The sequence below is a fragment of the Lentzea aerocolonigenes genome, assembly GCF_000974445.1.
Lineage (GTDB): Bacteria > Actinomycetota > Actinomycetes > Mycobacteriales > Pseudonocardiaceae > Lentzea > Lentzea aerocolonigenes.
This window is the reverse complement of record NZ_BBOJ01000009.1, coordinates 55,433-72,458: the sequence shown is the minus strand read 5'-3', so window position 1 is coordinate 72,458 and position 17,026 is coordinate 55,433. Positions and strand designations below refer to the sequence as shown.

The following is a 17,026-nucleotide window of genomic DNA, read 5'->3' as shown; positions in this document are numbered from 1 at the left end:
GGGTCCGCGTGATCAGTACCCTGGTGTCGTGACCGACCTGGCAGACGACCTGAGCCTCCTTCGCGACCTCGAACGGCGGTTGCTCGTCTACAAGTTCGCGATCGAGGAGCTGATGACGAAGCTCCGCATCCTCAGCGAGGAGTTCGACTCGGTCCACCGGCACGACCCGATCGAACACATCACCAACCGGGTGAAGAAACCGGAGGGAATCCTCGAGAAGCTGCGGCGCAAGGGCTTGCCGCTCGACGTCGAGTCCATCGGCGACGTCCTGGACGACATCGCCGGCGTGCGGGTGATCTGCCCGTTCGTGTCCGACGTGTACCGCGTGTCGGCGATGCTCGCGCGGCAGCACGACGTGGAGATCCTGCGCACCAAGGACTACATCGCCCTCCCGAAGCCCAACGGGTACCGGAGCCTGCACCTCATCGTGCGGATCCCGGTGTTCCTGTCGGACCGGGTCGAGCACGTGAAGGTCGAGGTGCAGCTCCGGACCATCGCCATGGACTTCTGGGCCACGCTGGAGCACAAGCTGTTCTACAAGTACGACGACAGCCCGCCCGCGGACTTCGTGGACGAGCTGATGTCGTCGGCGATGATCGCGGCGCAGCTGGACGAACGGATGGAGTCGCTGCACCGCCGCATCCACCAGGACGACGCGTAGCAGTGCACACGTCGACATCGCTTCGTTGACGGCAGGCAGCTCCCCAGCACCACACGCCCCCTCATCTCACCCACCAGCTCGCACGCGGGGCCCTTTCGTGCGCTCCTGGAGTACGAAAGCTCCCCGCGTGTCGGAAAATGGGGCCGGTGAGGTTCGTGTGGGTGAACGCGCGCCACTTCGGCACAGGCCCGAGTGTCCTACCGCTGTGCGCGGCGGGTTTCGTGACGGCGTTCGGCGCGCACGGCGTCGCGTCCGGTCTCGGGTTCCTGCAGGCTGACCTGCTGACCCTCGGCCTCCTGCTGGCGATCTACGACGGCGCCGAGGTCGTGCTGAAGCCCGTCTTCGGGTCTCTCGCCGACAGAATTGGCCCCCGCCCCGTCCTGCTGGGCGGCCTCATCGCCTTCGCGGTGGCGAGCAGCGCGTTCGTGCTGATCGACAACGTCGCCGTCGCCCGGTTCGGCCAGGGCGTCGCCGCGGCCGCGTTCTCCCCGGCCGCGAGCGCGATGGTCGCCCGTCTCACCCCGGACAACGCTCGCGGCAAGGCGTTCGGACGGTACGGGGCGTGGAAGGGCATCGGGTACACGGCCGGGCCGCTGCTCGGTGGCGTGCTGATCCACTTCGGCAGTTTTGACGTGCTGTTCCTGACGATGGCCGCGATGGCGGTCGCCGTGGCCGCGTGGGCGTTGACCGTCCCGAACCTCGAACCTCTTCCGCGCGAGCGGCAGACCGTCAGGGACCTGGCGAAACGCTTGTCCCACCGCGACTTCCTCCGGCCGACCGCCGCACTCGCGGCGTCCACCGCGGCACTCGCCACCGGAGTCGGCTTCCTGCCGGTGAAAGCCGCCGTCCACGGCTCGGTCGTCACCGGTGCCGCGGTGTCGCTCCTCGCGATCACCGCGGCGGTCGTCCAGCCCCGCGCCGGCAAGGCGATGGACGCCGGTCGCCTCACCACCCGCACGGGCACGCGCGTCGGCCTGCTCGCCGCCGCGGCGGGGTTCGCGGCGGCGGCCGGCATTCCCGGACTCGCCGGAACCCTGATCGCGGCCGTGCTGATCGGCGCCGGAGCCGGAGCGGTCACCCCGCTCGCGTTCGCGGCGCTGGCCAGAACCACGCCGGAGGAACGGATGGGCCAGACGATGGGCAGTGCCGAGGTCGGGCGCGAGCTGGGCGACGCGGGCGGCCCGCTGCTGGTGGGCGGGCTCGCCGCGGTCGCCTCGCTGCCGGTCGGTCTGCTCGGGCTGGCCGCGGTGATCGCGCTCACGGCTTGGTGATCTCCAGCTGCAGCTCGGTGACCCAGTCCGCGGGATCCCCGTCGCCGTAGTTCAGGTAGACCTCGCGGGCGAGCCCGTTCTGCTGGAAGCCGTTCGCCTCGACCCACACCGCCACGGCCTGGTAGGTGGCGTCGACGTCGTCCATCAGCCCGCGGTGCACGATCGTCGCCGCCGACTCCACCGGGGGCAGGTCGACGACCTCGAAGTCGTAGGCGGAGGAGGGTTCGACGGCCACGGTCACGCCCGCGTGCACCACGACCGCGTCGCCCTCGGCGGGCTCGTAGGTGGCGATGCCGTAGCCGGCGATGGGCACCCCGGCGCGGTCGAGCCGTTCCATCAGCTGCGAGTACAGCGGTTGGATGACCGGACCGATGTCCTGCGGCTCGTAGGACGCGGCGGTGGCGGTCAGGCGGGCGATCCGGACGGCGGGAACGGGCTTCACGACGATCTCGTCGGTGGGCATGGCGCCTTCTCTTTCAATGGCGCGGAGACGTGCTTCGACCCGGCGCAACCGCGACTCGTCCGCGAGGATCTGCTGTCGCAGCTCGGCTCGCCGCAACGACAACATTCCGTGCAACTGTTCGCCGGAAAGCTTTTCGTCGAGCACGACACGGACTTGTTCGAGCGTCAGACCGAGGTCCTTCAACGCGACGAGCCGGTTGAGCCGCTGGAGCTGCGCGGCGGTGTAGAAGCGGTAGCCCGACGACGGGTCCACGTGGGCCGGCAGGAGCAGGCCGACCGCGTCGTAATGGCGCAGCATCCGCACCGACACGCGCCCCAGATGGGCGAAGTCTCCGATGGTGAACATGACTGCTCCTGTGTAGGGGCTGACACGGTGTGAGGGTCAAGAAATGATGGGTTTGAGCAACGTGCCGGGTGCGCATCCTGGGACGTTGACGAGAGGTGGCACATGACGTTCGCACATCCGGCGTTGTTCTACTCCGACGAGGAGTCCTACATCGACGGCACGGTCCCGTTCGTGGTGGAGGGTCTGGCGAACGCCGAACCCGTCGCCGTGGCGGTGCCCAGCAGGAACCTCACGCTGCTCCAGGAGGCGCTGAGCGGGTTCGCCCACCTCGTGACCTTCATCGACATGGCGGACACCGGCCGCAACCCCGGCCGGATCATTCCCGAGCTCCGCGCGTTCGCCGACCGGCACCGCGGAGCCGTCCGGATCATCAGCGAGCCGGTGTGGGACCTGCGCACCGACGTCGAGTACCCGGCGTGCGCGCTGCACGAGGCACTGGTCAACTACGCGTTCAGCGGCCGTGACCTGAGCATTCTGTGCCCGTACGACACCTCCTCCCTCCCCCACGACGTCCTGGCCGACGCCGAGAAGACTCACCCGGTCGTGATCGACGCGAGCGGCCACCGTCCCAGCGACCACTTCCACCCCGCACGGGTGGTCGTCGCCGCGCACTCGCTGCCGTTGCCCACCCCGTCCGACGCGGCGAGCACGCTGGTCGGAGCGGGCGCGATGGCGGCGGTGCGGGCCTTCGCGCGTGAACAGGCGGTGAAGTTCGGCCTGGCCCGTGATCGCGTCGACGACTTCGCGCTCGCGGTCACCGAGCTCGCGACGAACAGCGTCCGGCACGGCGGCGGCGAGAGCACGGTCCGGGTCTGGACGGAAAGAGAAAGTATTGTTTGCCAAGTCAACGACAACGGCCACATCACCGATGTTCTGGCTGGCCGAACGCCTGTTCACGCAAACGAACCAGGCGGTCGCGGTCTGTTGCTGGTGAACCGTTTGGCCGACCTCGTGCGCACCCAAACGACGTCGTCGGGGACCGCAATCCAGGTCAGATTCGACTTGGGTGACAAAAAGGCAACGTGATCGACATACATTTGGGCGTGTTCGTTATAGCTTGAGCACGTGCACGACGAGGAAGCGACGGAAATCGGATACACGGGGGCGCGTTTCGGGTCTCCGGCTACCCGCCGACGGCTGCGCGCCGACGCGAGAGGGGACTCCCACGGCGCCGAGACGCAGCAACTGCCCCGTCAGGAACCGTTGCGCCAGCGCCCACCGGAACCTCCCCCGGAGTGGCCGATGCAGGAAGACGAAGACCTACCGCCCGCTCCCGCGCGGGACAGCGCTCTCGTTCGCCCCTACGCCCGCACCGGTGGCCGGACCTCGGCCCGCCACGACCTGCGCCTGGAGACGTTGCTCTCCACGGACGAGGATCGGCTTTACCGCGCGAACAACGACCAGGCGGCGATGATGCGGCTGTGCCTGCAACCGCGGTCGGTCGCCGAGATCTCCGCGCTCATGAAGATCCCGCTCGGCGTCACGCGGGTGCTGCTGAGCGACCTGATCACGTTGAACCTGGTCGCCGTGCACGAACCCGGTGACAAGCCGAACCTGGCGCTGCTCGAACGGGTTCTCTCGGGGCTGCGCAGGTTGTAACCCTTTTGCCAGCGGGCGGAATCACGCTGGGTCGCCGATAATTCTCGTCGTGGCGACTCCCAGCGACGAGACCCCGAAGACGCCGGTCACCGAGCCGATCCAGACCGCGCCCCCGGCGACGGCCGCCCCGAAGAAGCTGCGGCCCACACGGATCAGCGGCACGTGGATCGCCGTCCTCGTCGCGATCGTGGTGCTGATCTTCCTGCTCGTCTTCATCCTGCAGAACGGCGGCAACGCCACCATCTACTTCCTGTGGGGCGAGGCCAGTCTTCCGCTCGGCGTGGCGCTGCTGTTCGCGGCGATCGGCGGTGCGGTGCTGGTCGCGGTCGTCGGCGCGGCCCGCATCCTTCAGTTGCGGCGCCAGGCGAAACGGCTCACTGGTCGTCCCTCGACCTCATCACCAGCTCGACGCGAGAGCTGATCTCGAGCTTGCGGAAGATCTTGCGCAGGTGGAAGTTCACCGTGTGCGGTGACATGAACAGCTGCGTCGAGATCTGCCGGTTCGTCTGCCCCTTGGCCACCAGGTTGGCGATCGCCCGTTCGGTGTCGTCCAAACTGGACCATCCGGACGCGGGACGGACGGGTGCGGCCCTGCGGCGCCTGCCGAGCTTGCGCAGCCGGCCCAGCACGCGGGCGCTGTCGCGGGACGCGCCGATCTCCCGGTACAGCCCGAGCGCGTTCTCCAGCGCCTTCACCGAGTCCGCGCGATCAGCGGCGGCGCTCAGCAGCACGCCGAGGTCCTCGGCCGCGTTGGCCCGTGCCCACAGGTCGCGGTGCTGCTGCGACGCCAGCTCCAGCAGCGAGGCGTCGCCGTCGAGCAGGCCCCGCGCGTGCAACGCGGCAGCCGCCACCGCGCGGAATCCCGGGTTCTCCTCCGCCAGCTGTTCGACGCGGTCCACCACGGCCTTGGCCAGCCCGACGTTGCCGGCCTCCAGCGCGCGGCGCACGAACCACCCGGCAGCACGGGGTTCCTCGGCGAACAGCCCCGAGGACACGAGCTCCGGGTACTCGTCGGTGAGCAGCCCCATGGCCTTGTCGAGCCCGTGGGCGACGTACGACACCAGCACGTCGGCCCACTGGTAGTAGGCGCGGGAGAAGACGATCCCGTCGACTCCGGCGCGGCCGCGGTACTGCTCGACGTGCTCGATCGCGGCGGGCAGATCACCGGTGTGGATCGCGACCATCGCGAGCACCGCCGACGGTGGCGCGACCAGCGCGGTGTGCCCGGTGTCGTCCGCGACCGCCACCGCGTCGCGCGCCTCGGCCGCCGCCTCCTCGATCCGCCCGGCCTGCAACAGGATCCGGGCCTGCACGGCGGAGACCATGAGCTCCTTGGTCACCACGGAGGACGGTCCGCTGCGCGCTCGCCGCACCACGCCGTCGGCCTCGGCGAACTCGCGCAGTCCGGCGAGGACGGTCGCCAGCAACAGCTGCGGGTAGGCGCAGAGGTCGTGGGAGGTGGCAGACTGCGCGGCCTCCCGTGCCAGGTCCAGTGCGGCGCCGGGTTCCCTGCGGTCACGGGCGATCGCGGCGAGCACCGCCAGCGCCGTCGCGAGCACGTCGTCCGGCGAGCCCGTGTGGGTGCGCACGACCGCTTCCGCCAGTTCCTCCGCGCGGGACCGGTCGTGCCCGAGCAGCGCCATCATCCTGGTGATCTCCACCCACGGCGCGAGTTCCGGTGGCAGCTCCGGTTCCGCCAGCAGCGCCTCGGAGATCTCCGCCGACGCGGCGTGCTGGGCGCCGAGCAACGTCGTCGTGGCCACGCAGTGCCGCAGCTTCGCGGCGTGCTCCGGAGAGACCTGACGGGACAACGCGTCCTGCGCGAGCGCTTGCGCCGCCGTGAGTTTCCCGGCCGCGATCAGCGCGCGCACCGCGATCACCGTGCGGTGCACCAGCGACGCGGACGCCTGGTCGGTGAGCTCGAGCGCCCGCACCGCGAGCTCGGCGGCCGCGTCCGGTGCGTTCCACAGCACGGCTTTCGATGCCGCGACCAGCCCGTCGATCGACCGGACGTCACCGCGCTGAGCGCCGTGCAACAGGTGCTGGGCCGCCACGACCGCGGAGTCCCCGCGCCCCAGCAGCATCTCGCCGGCCTCGCGGTGCAGCGCGCGCCGGACGGGCGGCGGCACGGTGTCGGCGACCAGCCGCCACACCAGTTCGTGCCGGAACGCCAGCCTGTCCTCCAGCGACGTCACGACACCGGCGCCGATGACCTCGTCCAGTGCCGGCAACAGGATCGCGGTGCTGGAGGCCAGCATCTCCGCGACGTCACCGGGTTCGAAGCGCGGCCCGAGGACGGACGCGACCTGCAGCAGGTGCCTCGCCCTGCCGCTCAACGCGCTGACCCGGCCGCGCAGCAACGCCTCCGTGCGCCGCGGAGGGCAGTCGGTGCGCAACGACGCGCGCCCGGCGGTGATCGCCAGCTGCCCGTCTTCCTTCAGCGCTTCGACAAGACCGATCAGCTCGGCCGGATTCCCCTGCGCTGTCGACGCGAGCGCGCGGAGATCGTGGTCGGGAACCCCGCCGCAGAGGTCGGCGACGAGGTCCGCGACCACGTCGTCGGTGAACGGCCGCAGCTCGATCCGCACGGCACCGCGGGCGAGCGCGGCGGCGAACAGGCGGTCGGCGCCCTCTCCGGTGCGGCGGGCGAGCAGCCAGACGACCTTCTCGTGGGAGGAGGCGGGCAGCAGCGCGCGCAACGCGGCCAGGGTGCCGGGCTCGGCCAAGTGCAGATCGTCGAGCACGACGAGCGCGGGACCATCCGGTTCGCGTTCGGCGAGGCGGGCCAGCAGGAACGGCTGGTCGAGCTCGTCCTGTGCCGTGGCGACGGCGAAACCGCGGCGTGCGGCGATTGTGGCGACCTCGGCCAGCAACCGCGTCTTGCCGGTTCCCGCCGCGCCGTCGACGAGCACGACGCCCGTTCCCGCGTCCAGCACACCGCTCAGGAGCTCCCGTTCTCCGTCACGGCCGCGGAACACCCCGTCCCGATTCCCCGACACCCATTTTTCCTTTCGCTCCACGGCGGCGGAGAACAAGCGCTGCACTACCACAACCACCCGCACCACGACCAGCCCTGAGGCAGCACATCTAGGCCGTTGGGATGACCACGCGTGGCCACCGTCCGGCTGCCGCTACCCATTCAGGTAGTAGCCCGCGGGATCATACGTGCACGGACCCTGTTGAGACGCCCCATAGCTCAGGAACGTTTACCTGGGCAAGTGGTGCTGTTTCTCCTAGCATCAATTCTGCTGATCCATTCACCCGCGGATTGTGGAGAGATCTTGAAAAACCGGCGGAAAGCGCGGTGTGCCGGAATCAGCGACCAGGTGACGCCGGGCACCACCACCGTCGTGGAAGGCGCGCCCGGCACGGGCAAGACCGCCGTGCTGGACGACCTCGCTGATTTGTGGGAAGCCTCCGGCAGACACGTCGTGCGGGCTCGCGGCAGTGCGCTGGAGGGCGACCTGCCGTTCGGGATCGTGGCCCAGCTCTTCGACATCGACCCCGGCCAGTCCACCGACTTCGCCGCACTGCACGGCGTCTACCGGCTGGCCACGTCACTCGCGGGCACGTCCGGCCTGCTCATCGCCGTGGACGACGCCCACTGGGCCGATGCCGCGTCACTGCGCTGGCTCGCCTATCTGACGTTGCGGATCCAGCGCCTGCCCATCGCGGTGGTGCTGACCGTCGGCGAGCGGTGTGACGACCCGTCGTACGGCGAGATCACGGCTTCGTGCCACCACGTTGTGCTCGGCCCGCTGTCCGCGGACGACGTCGCCGCGCTGATCTCACCCGCGCCGGCACCGGAGTTCGTCGCCGCCTGTCTCGACGCGACCGGCGGGAACGCGCTGGCGGTGACGCGCCTGGTCGAGGCCCTGGAGGAGGACGGGGTGCCGCCGACGGCCGAGGCCGCGTGGCAGGTGGCCCAGCGCGGCGCGGAGGTGTCCGGCGCGATCGTGGCGGCACGACTGCGCCGCCGTCCGGCCGCGGTGGTGGCCACCGCGCAGTGCCTGGCGGTGCTCGGACCGTCCCCGCGTCCTGGAGTGCTGGCCGAGCTCACCGGGCTGAGCCCCGCGGAACTGGCCGAGGCGGTGCGCACGGTGGAGCTGCTCGGCGGGGCTGGGCGGGCGGTTGTCGACGACATGCCGGCGTCCGCACGAGCCGCGTTGCACCTGCGGGCCGCACGAGCGTTGCGCACACACGGCGCCACAGACCGAGAGGTGGCCGACCACCTGCTGGAGACCTCGCCGGGACTGGAGCCGTGGGCGGGCGAGGTGCTCGACCGCGCCGCGCAGGAGGCGGTGAACCAGGGCGACACGTCCGGCGCCGCGAGGCTGCTGTGGCGGGCGTTGCGGGAACCGGTGGCGAACCCGGCGCGGGCGCTCAGGATGCTGGGTGTCGCCGAGCTGGTCGGCGGTCTTCCCGGTGCCACGGCACGGTTGCGCGAGGCACACCAGTCCGATGTGGACGATGCCGAGTCCGCCGTGGCGCTGTCGTACGCCCTGCACGCCGAGGGCGAACCGGCCGAACTGGTGGCGGTGCTCGCGGGCGGTCCGCCGTGGGCTCAGGCACATCTGGCGGTGCACGGCCTGGCGTGGCAGGAGGCCGTGCCGTCGGCAGTCCCGCTCGACACGCCCGCCGGGGTTCTGCACCACGTGCTGGTCGGCGACATCGGTGCCGCCGAAGCCGTTGCGCTCGTGTCGACTGATGGCGTCCTGTCGTCGTTGGCGTCCGCGATGACCTTGAACCTGGCCGACTCGCTGGACGCCGCGCTGGCCGTGCTGGACGACGTGGACCGCTCGCAGCCGCCGGCTCTGCGCGCGCTGACGTACGTGATGCGCGCGAACGTCCAGCGCCGCAAGGGAGATCTCGTCTCGGCCCGCGCCGACCTCGCGCTGGCGGACGACCAGCTGCGCCAGGACCGCCGCTGGCACGCGGTGACGACCTGGCACGCCGCGCTGCTCGCCGACATCCTCCTCGAGGAGGGTCGCCTGGACGAGGCCGACGCCGTCATCGCCGAGGCGTCCACCGAGGAGGCACGGCGTGTGTGGCCGTACGGAGGACTGTTGACCGTTCGCGGACGGTTGCTCACCGCGCGAGGCGACGACCACGACGCGTTGGAGGCGTTCCTGGCCGCTGGACGCCATTGCGCGTTGTGGCCTTACCGCAATCCCGCCGTGTTGGCGTGGCGTTCCGGTGCGGCGCTGGCCTGCGCGGCGACGGGCGACGGTGAACGGGCCCGCGAACTGGCTGACGAAGAGGTCAGCCTCGCCTGGTCGTGGGGTGCGCCGCGAGCGTTGGGCATGGCGTTGCGGGCGGCGGGCCGGGTCACCGCGGGAACGGCGGGCCGGACGTTGCTGGAAGAGGCCGTGCGGCTGCTGCGGGGTTCTCCGGCCCGTTTGGAGTTGGCGCGCGCGTTGGTCGACCTCGGCGTCGTGGTGCGGCGTCAGGGAGACACGTCCGGTGCGCGCGCGTGCCTTCGTGAAGCGTTGGACCTCTCGCAGAAGTGCGGCTCCACCGCGATGGCCGCGCGGGCGTACTCCGAACTGGTGGCGACCGGTGCCGGACCCCGGCGGATGCGCCAGACCGGGCCGACCGCGCTGACCCCGACCGAGCACCAGGTGGCGGAACTGGCGGCACGAGGCCGTTCCAACGAGGAGATCGCGTCGACGTTGCTCCTGCCCGCCGAGGCCGTCGAGGGAGTGCTGGCCGGCGCCTGCCGCAAGCTGGGCGTGTCGAGCCGCCTCCACCTGCCGGGTGGTTCGGACCCGTTCGGCCGATAGATTCCGTTGCGACGTTCGGCCTATCGTCGTTGCCCATGGCGAGCGACTTGCAGAGACGCAAGGTGGCGGTGGTCTTCGGCGCGATGGACGCCAACGGTGACGGCTACCTGGACGAGACCGACTTCCGCGCCCTCACCGCGCGCTGGGTGTCGTTGCGCGGCGGCGACGAGGAGCTGCTGTCCGGGGTGATGATGGGCTGGTGGGCGACGCTGTCGGCGGCGTCGGGCAGGGACCAGGTCACGATCGACGACGTGCTGGGCATCGTGGACGCGCTGCCGAAGACACCGGAGGCGGTCACCGACACCGCCGACGCGATGTTCGCCGCCGTGGACGAGGACCGCGACGACTACATCTCCCCCGGCGAGTACCGGACGATGATCGCCGCGTGGCTCGGGCACGACGGCGTCACGGACTTCGCCGCGCTGGACTCCGACGGTGACGGCAGGCTGTCGCGCGAGGAGTTCGCCCAGCTGTGGCTGGAGTTCTGGGCCGGCGATGACGCGGAGGCCCCCGGCACCCACGTGTTCGGACCGGTCTAGGACTTCACCGGTACGTCACTGCCACAGGGCCATCCTGGCGCGATGCTCCTGGGGGAAGGGCCGATCCTCTCTGTCATCCCGAGTCCCACGCAGGCCGTGTGGCACCTCGGGCCGATCCCGTTGCGCGCCTACGCCTTCTGCATCGTCGCGGGCATCCTCGTCGCCATCTGGCTCACCGAGCGCCGCTGGGTCGAGCGCGGCGGCGATCGCGGTGCCGTCGCGCAGATCGCCTACTGGGCGGTCCCGTTCGGCGTCGTCGGCGCGCGGCTCTACCACGTGGCCACGTCGTGGCAGCCGTACTTCGGGCCCGGCGGCCGGCCGATCGAGGCCCTCTACATCTGGAACGGCGGCATGGGCGTCTGGGGCGCCATCGCCCTCGGTGCGCTCGGCGGCTGGATCGGTGCCCGGCGCGCCGGGGTGCGGCTGCCGGCGATGGCGGACGCGGCGGCCCCGGGAATCGCGCTGGGACAAGGAATCGGGCGGCTCGGCAACTGGTTCAACAACGAGGTGTACGGCGGGCCCACCGACCTGCCCTGGGGACTCGTGATCCACCAGTGGGACCAGTCGGCGGGACACGCCGTCCTCGGTCAGGACGGCCTGCCGGTCGTCCTGGGCACGTTCCACCCCGCCTTCCTCTACGAACTGGTGTGGGACTTCGGGGTGGCGGCCGCGGTGATCTGGGCTGACCGCCGTTTCCGGCTCGGGCACGGCCGCGCCTTCGGGCTGTACGTGGCGCTCTACACCGCGGGCCGGTTGTGGATCGAGGCGCTGCGGACCGACGCGGCGAACCACATTTTGGGACTGCGCCTGAACATCTGGACTTCCCTGGTCGTGGGCCTCACCGCCGCCGTGCTCACGTGGCTGTCGGCGCGGCGGCGTCCCGGCCGTGAAGAGCTCACGAGTGCACCAGGGTGAAGAACTCCTGACGTGATGCGGGATCCTTGCGCAGCACACCCTGCAACGCCGACGTGACCGTGCTGGATCCGTTGACCCGCACGCCTCTCAACGCCATGCACATGTGCTCGGCCTCGATCACGACGCCGACTCCCTTGGGCTGCAGGTGTTCCTGCAACCAGTCCGCGACCTGCTTGGTGAGCCGTTCCTGCACCTGGAGGTCGCGGGCGAACATCTCGACGACCCGTGCGAGCTTCGACAGCCCCAGGATCCGTTCGCCCGGCAGGTATCCGACGTGCGCGACACCGTGGAACGGCAGCATGTGGTGCTCGCACAACGACTGCACGGGAATGCCGCGCGCCAGTACGAGCTCGTCGTAGCCCTCGTCGTTGGGAAACGTCGTCATGTTGAACGGCCTCGGTGTGAGCAGTTCGGCGTACGCCTCGGCGACGCGGCGCGGTGTGTCGGCCAGGTGCACCGAGTACGGGTCCTTGCCCAGCGCCTTCAGCAGGTCCGTGACGGCCTGCTGCGCCGCCTCGACGTCGATCGGACCCGTCATCGGCTCGCCAGCCGGGACAGCGCCAGCGCGCCGACCAGCAGGCCGAAGTCGCGCAACGCGACGTCGTAGTAGCCGGGCAGGGTCAGCAGGTTGACGATGATCCCGAGCAGCCACGCCGCGACGACCAGGCCACCCCACTTCGGCCGCACCGCCACGAGCACGCCGGCCACGATCTCGATCACGCCGACGAGGTACATCGCGGTCTGCGGGCTGCCGGGCACGACGGAGTCGATCCACGGTGCCAGGTAGGTCGGCCAGTCGACGAGCACGTTGAAGAACTTGTCCAGCCCGAACAGGATCGGCGCCGCCGTGAACACCGTGCGCAACAGCACGAACGCCTGGGTCGCGGGATCCGTGCGCGTCAGGACTGCCATGACTTCCTCCTTCTAACGACAACTTGCGCTAACGTTAGAACCGTCGAAGTAATTTAGTCAACAGAAGTGGGTTTTAGAGATGGCCGACCACGTCGCCGCCGTCGCGGCTCTCGACGAGCCGAACCGGCGCAAGCTCTACGACTTCGTGGTGCGCCAGACCGCGCCCATCAGCAAGGACGAGGCTTCCGAGGCCGTCGGACTCGCCCGCACGACAGCCGCGTTCCACCTCGACAAGCTGGTCGAGATGGGACTGCTGGACGTGGTCCACGAGCGGCGGTCGGGGCGCACCGGACCCGGTGCGGGACGGCCGGCGAAGCTCTATCGGCGGTCGGAGGAGCAGATCGAGGTGTCGCTGCCCGACCGGCGGTACGAGGCGGCGAGCCACCTGCTGACGGACTCGCTGCTCGAAGCCCAGACCACGGGCGAGCCGCCGCGCGAGATCCTGAACCGGCGCGCGTACGAGTGGGGGTCCGATCTGGCCACGAAGGCGGGCGGCGACGTCGTGCAGGCGTTGGAGGGCCTCGGGTTCGAGCCGCAGCAGGACGGCACGACGGTCCTGCTGGGCAACTGCCCGTTCCACAGCCTGGCCCAACGGCACACGGAACTGGTGTGCGGGATGAACCTCTGCCTGATCAGCGGCCTGCTGGACGGGATCGCCTCACAAACCCACACCCCTCATCTCTCTCCGTCACCAACCCACTGCTGCGTCCGCCTCGATCGTGTTTCCTGACGACACGCGGGGCCCCCGCGTACCTTTTGGCGGTACGCGGGGGCCCCGCGTGTCTTTCAACGTTAGACCGAACGGGTTACCTGGTTAGGCGCCGTCTTCCAGGTCGCCCTCGGTTTCGAGGTAGGCGGCGCGGAGAGCGTCGAGAGTGGACGGCTCCGGGTGCTCCCACATCTTGCGGTCGGCGGCCTCCAGGAGGCGTTCGGCGATGCCGTGCAGCGCCCACGGGTTCGACGTCTGGAGGAACTTGCGGGTCTCCGGGTCGAGCACGTAGGTCTCGGTCAGCTTCTCGTACATCCAGTCCGCGACGACACCGGTCGTGGCGTCGTAGCCGAACAGGTACTCGACCGTGGCCTGGAGCTCGAACGCGCCCTTGTACCCGTGGTTGCGCATCGCTCCGACCCAGCGCGGGTTGACCACGCGGGCGCGGAAGATCCGCGAGGTCTCCTCGGTGAGAGTGCGGGTCCGGACCGCTTCCGGCCGCGTGCTGTCTCCGACGTACGCCGCGGGGGCCTTGCCGGTCAACGCCTTCACCATCGTGACCATGCCGCCGTGGTACTGGAAGTAGTCGTCCGAGTCGGCGATGTCGTGCTCGCGGGTGTCGATGTTCTTGGCCGCCACCGCGATCCGCCGGTACGCCGACTCCATGTCCTCACGCGCGGAGATGCCCTCGACGCCGCGGCCGTACGCGTACCCGCCCCACACCGCGTAGACCTCGGCGATGTCCGACGAGTCGCGCCAGTTGCGGCTGTCGATCAACGGCAGCACGCCCGCGCCGTACGCGCCCGGCTTCGACCCGAAGATCCGCAGGGTCGCCCGGCGCTGGTCGCCGTGCTCTTCGAGGTCGGAGAGCATGTGCGCCCGCACGAAGTTCTGCTCCGCCGGCTCGTCCAGGCCGGCCACCAGCTGCACGGCATCGTCCAAAAGGGACACGACGTGGGGGAAGGCGTCCCGGAAGAAGCCCGAGATCCGGACCGTGACGTCGATGCGCGGCCGGTCCAGCTCCTCCAGCGCAATGACCTCGAGCCCGGTGACGCGGCGGGACTGGTCGTCCCACACCGGCCGCACGCCCATCAGCGCGAAGACCTCGGCGATGTCGTCACCGGCCGTGCGCATCGCGGACGTGCCCCAGACCGACAGGCCCACCGACGGCGGCCACTCGCCGTCGTTCTCCTCGCGGTACCGGGCGAGCAGCGAGTCCGCCATCGCCTGGCCGGTCTCCCACGCGAGGCGAGACGGGACGGCCTTCGGGTCGACGGAGTAGAAGTTGCGACCCGTCGGCAGCACGTTCACCAGGCCGCGCAACGGCGAACCGGACGGCCCGGCCGGGATGTAGCCGCCGTCCAGCGCGTGCAGGACGTTGGTCATCTCGTCCGTGGTGCGGGCGAGCCGCGGCACCACTTCCAGAGCTGCGAATTCAAGGATCTTCTGCACGTCCACGGACTCGTGCAGGGTCTTCGAGACGTCGGGATCCCAGCCCGCGTCCTCCATCGCCTGGACGAGGGCGCGCGCCTGTTCCTCAACGGCGTCAACGTCTTCACGGGCCGTGCCGACGAGCCCGAGCGCTTCCCGCAGGCCGGGCAGCGCGGCGACCTGGCCGCCCCACATCTGCCGCGCCTGGAGCATCGCGAGCACGAGGTTGACCCGCACTGAACCGGTCGGCGCCTCACCCAGGACGTGCAGGCCGTCGCGGATCTGGACGTCCTTGACCTCGCACAGCCAGCCGTCGACGTGCAGCAGGAACTCGTCGAACTCCGCGTCGTGCGGCCGGTCGTCCAGGCCGAGGTCGTGGTCGAGCTTCGCGGCCTGGATCAACGTCCAGATCTGCGCGCGGATCGCCGGCAGCTTCGCCGGGTCCATCGCGGAGATCGAGCCGTACTCGTCGAGCAGCTGCTCCAGCCGCGCGATGTCGCCGTAGCTGTCGGCGCGCGCCATCGGCGGCACCAGGTGGTCGACCAGCGTGGCGTGCGCGCGCCGCTTGGCCTGCGTGCCCTCTCCGGGGTCGTTGACGAGGAACGGGTAGACCAGCGGCAGGTCGCCGAGCGCCGCGTCCGTGCCGCAGGACGCCGACATGCCGACGGTCTTGCCCGGCAACCACTCCAGGTTGCCGTGCTTGCCGACGTGCACCACGGCGTCCGCGCCGAACTCGGACTCGATCCACCGGTACGCCGCGAGGTAGTGGTGCGACGGCGGCAGGTCGGGGTCGTGGTAGATCGCGATCGGGTTCTCGCCGAACCCGCGCGGCGGCTGCACGATCACGACGACGTTGTTGGACCGCAACGCGGCCAGCACGATCTCGCCGTCCTTGGACCTGCTGCGGTCGACGAAGAGCTCACCGGGCGCCTCGCCCCAGTGCTCCTGCATCGACTCGCGGAAGTCCTCCGGCAGCGTCTCGTAGAACTCCCGGTAGTCGGCGGCCGCGATGCGCACGGGGTTGCTCTCGAACTGCTCCTGCGTCAGCCAGTCCGCGTCCTGGCCACCGGCGGCGATCAGCGCGTGGATCAACGCATCGCCGTCGAGCTCTTCGACACCGGGCAGCGCGTCGCCGATGTCGTAACCGTGCTCCTGCATCGCCTTGAGCAGCCGGACCGTGGACGCGGGTGTGTCGAGCCCGACCGCGTTGCCGATGCGCGAGTGCTTCGTCGGGTACGCCGACAGCATCACGGCGATCTTGCGCTCACCGACGGGGATGTGGCGCAGCTTCCCGTGCCGGACCGCGATGCCCGCGACACGCAGCGCCCGTTCCGGATCGGCGACGTAGACCGTGAGTCCGTCCTGGTCGATCTCCTTGAAGGAGAACGGAACCGTGATGATCCGGCCGTCGAACTCGGGGATCGCGACCTGGGTCGCGGTGTCCAAAGGAGACAGTCCGTCGTCGTTGGAGTCCCACGACTCACGGCTGGAGGTGAGGCAAAGTCCTTGCAGGATCGGCACGTCCAGCGCGGCCAGCGCGCCGACGTCCCACGCGTCGTCGTCACCACCGGCGGACGCCTTGGCGGGATTCGTGCCACCGGCCGCGAGCACCGTGACGACCAGCGCGTCGGCCTGGCGCAGCGTGTCCAGCAGCTCGGGCTCGGCGGTGCGCAGCGACGAGCAGTAGACGGGCAGCGGCCTGCCGCCCTTGGCCTCGATCGCGTCGCACAACGCGTGCACGAACGCGGTGTTCCCGGCGACGTGGTGCGCGCGGTAGTAGAGCACCGCGACCGTGGGGCCTTCTCCGGTCGTCTCCCGCTCCAGCACACCCCACGTGGGCGTGGCCGTGGGCGCCGCGAAGCCGTGCCCGGTCAGCAGGACGGTGTCGGACAGGAACTTGTGCAGCTCGGCCAGGTTCGCCGGACCGCCGTGCGCGAGGTAGAGGTGCGCCTCGGCACACACGCCGCCGGGCACCGTCGACAGCTCCATCAGTGCCGCGTCGGGCTGCTGCTCACCGCCGAGCACGACCACCGGCAGCCCGCTGGCCAGCAGCCAGTCGAGCCCCTCCTCCCACATCCGGCGCCCGCCGAGGATGCGCACGAGCACGAGCTCGACGTCCTGGGTCAGCCCGGGAAGGTCGTCCACGGTGGTGCGCGCCGGGTTGCCGAGCCGGTACTCGGCACCGCTCGCACGCGCCGACAGCAGGTCGGTGTCGGAGGTCGACAGCAGCAGGATCACGCAGGCTCCATCCCTCGTGGGGTCCTCGCCCCAGGTTGCGGGTGACAGGCGAAGCGGAGTTCCTGACTTCCAGCGTCCGCTGGTCACAGTGGCGGGACCGCGCCGGATTCACACCGGCTTCCTCCTGCGCTTCGTCGTTCGGGCTCACCCTAACCGGCGG

General features: G+C 70.3%; 14 protein-coding genes and 1 riboswitch. Of the genes, 9 read left to right on the top strand and 5 right to left on the bottom strand.

The window, feature by feature from the left end:
• Nucleotides 1–28 precede the first annotated feature (28 nt).
• Together AOM45_RS18605 and AOM45_RS18600 are read left to right on the top strand one after the other, a co-directional pair.
• Nucleotides 29–661, top strand: a complete 633-nt coding sequence (locus AOM45_RS18605) for a GTP pyrophosphokinase (RefSeq protein ID WP_030466421.1) — start codon at nucleotides 29–31, stop codon at nucleotides 659–661.
• A gap of 146 nt (nucleotides 662–807) precedes the next feature.
• Nucleotides 808–1,932, top strand: coding sequence for an MFS transporter (locus AOM45_RS18600; protein WP_236703737.1), 1,125 nt, complete (start codon nucleotides 808–810; stop codon nucleotides 1,930–1,932).
• Here the strand turns inward: AOM45_RS18600 and AOM45_RS18595 are convergent.
• Complete coding sequence (locus AOM45_RS18595) at nucleotides 1,919–2,740, bottom strand: MerR family transcriptional regulator (protein WP_030466423.1); 822 nt, start codon at nucleotides 2,738–2,740, stop codon at nucleotides 1,919–1,921. The two genes, AOM45_RS18600 and AOM45_RS18595, sit on opposite strands and share 14 nt — an antisense overlap.
• A gap of 102 nt (nucleotides 2,741–2,842) precedes the next feature.
• Here AOM45_RS18595 and AOM45_RS18590 point away from each other — a divergent pair, with 102 nt between their 5' ends.
• From AOM45_RS18590 to AOM45_RS18580, 3 genes are all read left to right on the top strand, one after another.
• On the top strand, nucleotides 2,843–3,766 hold the full coding sequence (locus AOM45_RS18590; protein WP_030466424.1) for an anti-sigma factor RsbA family regulatory protein: 924 nt from the start codon (nucleotides 2,843–2,845) through the stop codon (nucleotides 3,764–3,766).
• A gap of 216 nt (nucleotides 3,767–3,982) precedes the next feature.
• On the top strand, nucleotides 3,983–4,339 hold the full coding sequence (locus tag AOM45_RS18585) for a DUF742 domain-containing protein (RefSeq protein WP_030466425.1): 357 nt from the start codon (nucleotides 3,983–3,985) through the stop codon (nucleotides 4,337–4,339).
• Between the two features lie 49 nt (nucleotides 4,340–4,388).
• Nucleotides 4,389–4,760 (top strand): LapA family protein, encoded by a 372-nt coding sequence (locus tag AOM45_RS18580; RefSeq protein ID WP_051782965.1) that lies wholly within the window; start codon nucleotides 4,389–4,391, stop codon nucleotides 4,758–4,760.
• Here the strand turns inward: AOM45_RS18580 and AOM45_RS18575 are convergent.
• Nucleotides 4,714–7,338: a helix-turn-helix transcriptional regulator gene (locus AOM45_RS18575; RefSeq protein ID WP_156093686.1), complete on the bottom strand. Its 2,625-nt coding sequence runs from the start codon at nucleotides 7,336–7,338 to the stop codon at nucleotides 4,714–4,716. The genes AOM45_RS18580 and AOM45_RS18575 overlap by 47 nt on opposite strands.
• Nucleotides 7,339–7,620: 282 nt before the next feature.
• Between AOM45_RS18575 and AOM45_RS18570 the strand changes: the two genes are divergently transcribed.
• From AOM45_RS18570 to lgt, 3 genes are read left to right on the top strand one after another with little or no spacing between them, the layout of a single operon-like run.
• Nucleotides 7,621–10,122 carry a LuxR C-terminal-related transcriptional regulator gene (locus AOM45_RS18570; RefSeq protein ID WP_162185619.1) on the top strand — a complete coding sequence of 834 codons (2,502 nt, stop codon included), beginning with the start codon at nucleotides 7,621–7,623 and terminating at the stop codon, nucleotides 10,120–10,122.
• A gap of 35 nt (nucleotides 10,123–10,157) precedes the next feature.
• Nucleotides 10,158–10,661: an EF-hand domain-containing protein gene (locus tag AOM45_RS18565; RefSeq protein WP_030466429.1), complete on the top strand. Its 504-nt coding sequence runs from the start codon at nucleotides 10,158–10,160 to the stop codon at nucleotides 10,659–10,661.
• Between the two features lie 42 nt (nucleotides 10,662–10,703).
• Nucleotides 10,704–11,576 (top strand): prolipoprotein diacylglyceryl transferase, encoded by an 873-nt coding sequence (gene lgt, locus AOM45_RS18560; RefSeq protein ID WP_081901940.1) that lies wholly within the window; start codon nucleotides 10,704–10,706, stop codon nucleotides 11,574–11,576.
• Here lgt and folE read toward each other — a convergent pair.
• Both folE and AOM45_RS18550 read right to left on the bottom strand, forming a co-directional pair.
• Nucleotides 11,557–12,114 carry a GTP cyclohydrolase I FolE gene (folE, locus tag AOM45_RS18555; protein ID WP_030466431.1) on the bottom strand — a complete coding sequence of 186 codons (558 nt, stop codon included), beginning with the start codon at nucleotides 12,112–12,114 and terminating at the stop codon, nucleotides 11,557–11,559. The two genes, lgt and folE, sit on opposite strands and share 20 nt — an antisense overlap.
• Nucleotides 12,111–12,488, bottom strand: a complete 378-nt coding sequence (locus AOM45_RS18550; protein ID WP_030466432.1) for a DoxX family membrane protein — start codon at nucleotides 12,486–12,488, stop codon at nucleotides 12,111–12,113. The genes folE and AOM45_RS18550 overlap by 4 nt, the downstream gene beginning before the upstream one ends.
• 79 nt (nucleotides 12,489–12,567) lie before the next feature.
• Here AOM45_RS18550 and AOM45_RS18545 point away from each other — a divergent pair, with 79 nt between their 5' ends.
• Nucleotides 12,568–13,218: a helix-turn-helix transcriptional regulator gene (locus tag AOM45_RS18545; protein WP_030466433.1), complete on the top strand. Its 651-nt coding sequence runs from the start codon at nucleotides 12,568–12,570 to the stop codon at nucleotides 13,216–13,218.
• A gap of 84 nt (nucleotides 13,219–13,302) precedes the next feature.
• Here the strand turns inward: AOM45_RS18545 and cobN are convergent, their stop codons facing one another.
• The gene (cobN, locus tag AOM45_RS18540; protein ID WP_030466434.1) at nucleotides 13,303–16,866 is read right to left on the bottom strand and encodes a cobaltochelatase subunit CobN; all 3,564 of its coding nucleotides are present in this window, start codon (nucleotides 16,864–16,866) and stop codon (nucleotides 13,303–13,305) included.
• An 8-nt stretch (nucleotides 16,867–16,874) separates the two neighbouring features.
• Nucleotides 16,875–17,015, bottom strand: a riboswitch (adenosylcobalamin (AdoCbl) riboswitch).
• Nucleotides 17,016–17,026 lie beyond the last annotated feature (11 nt).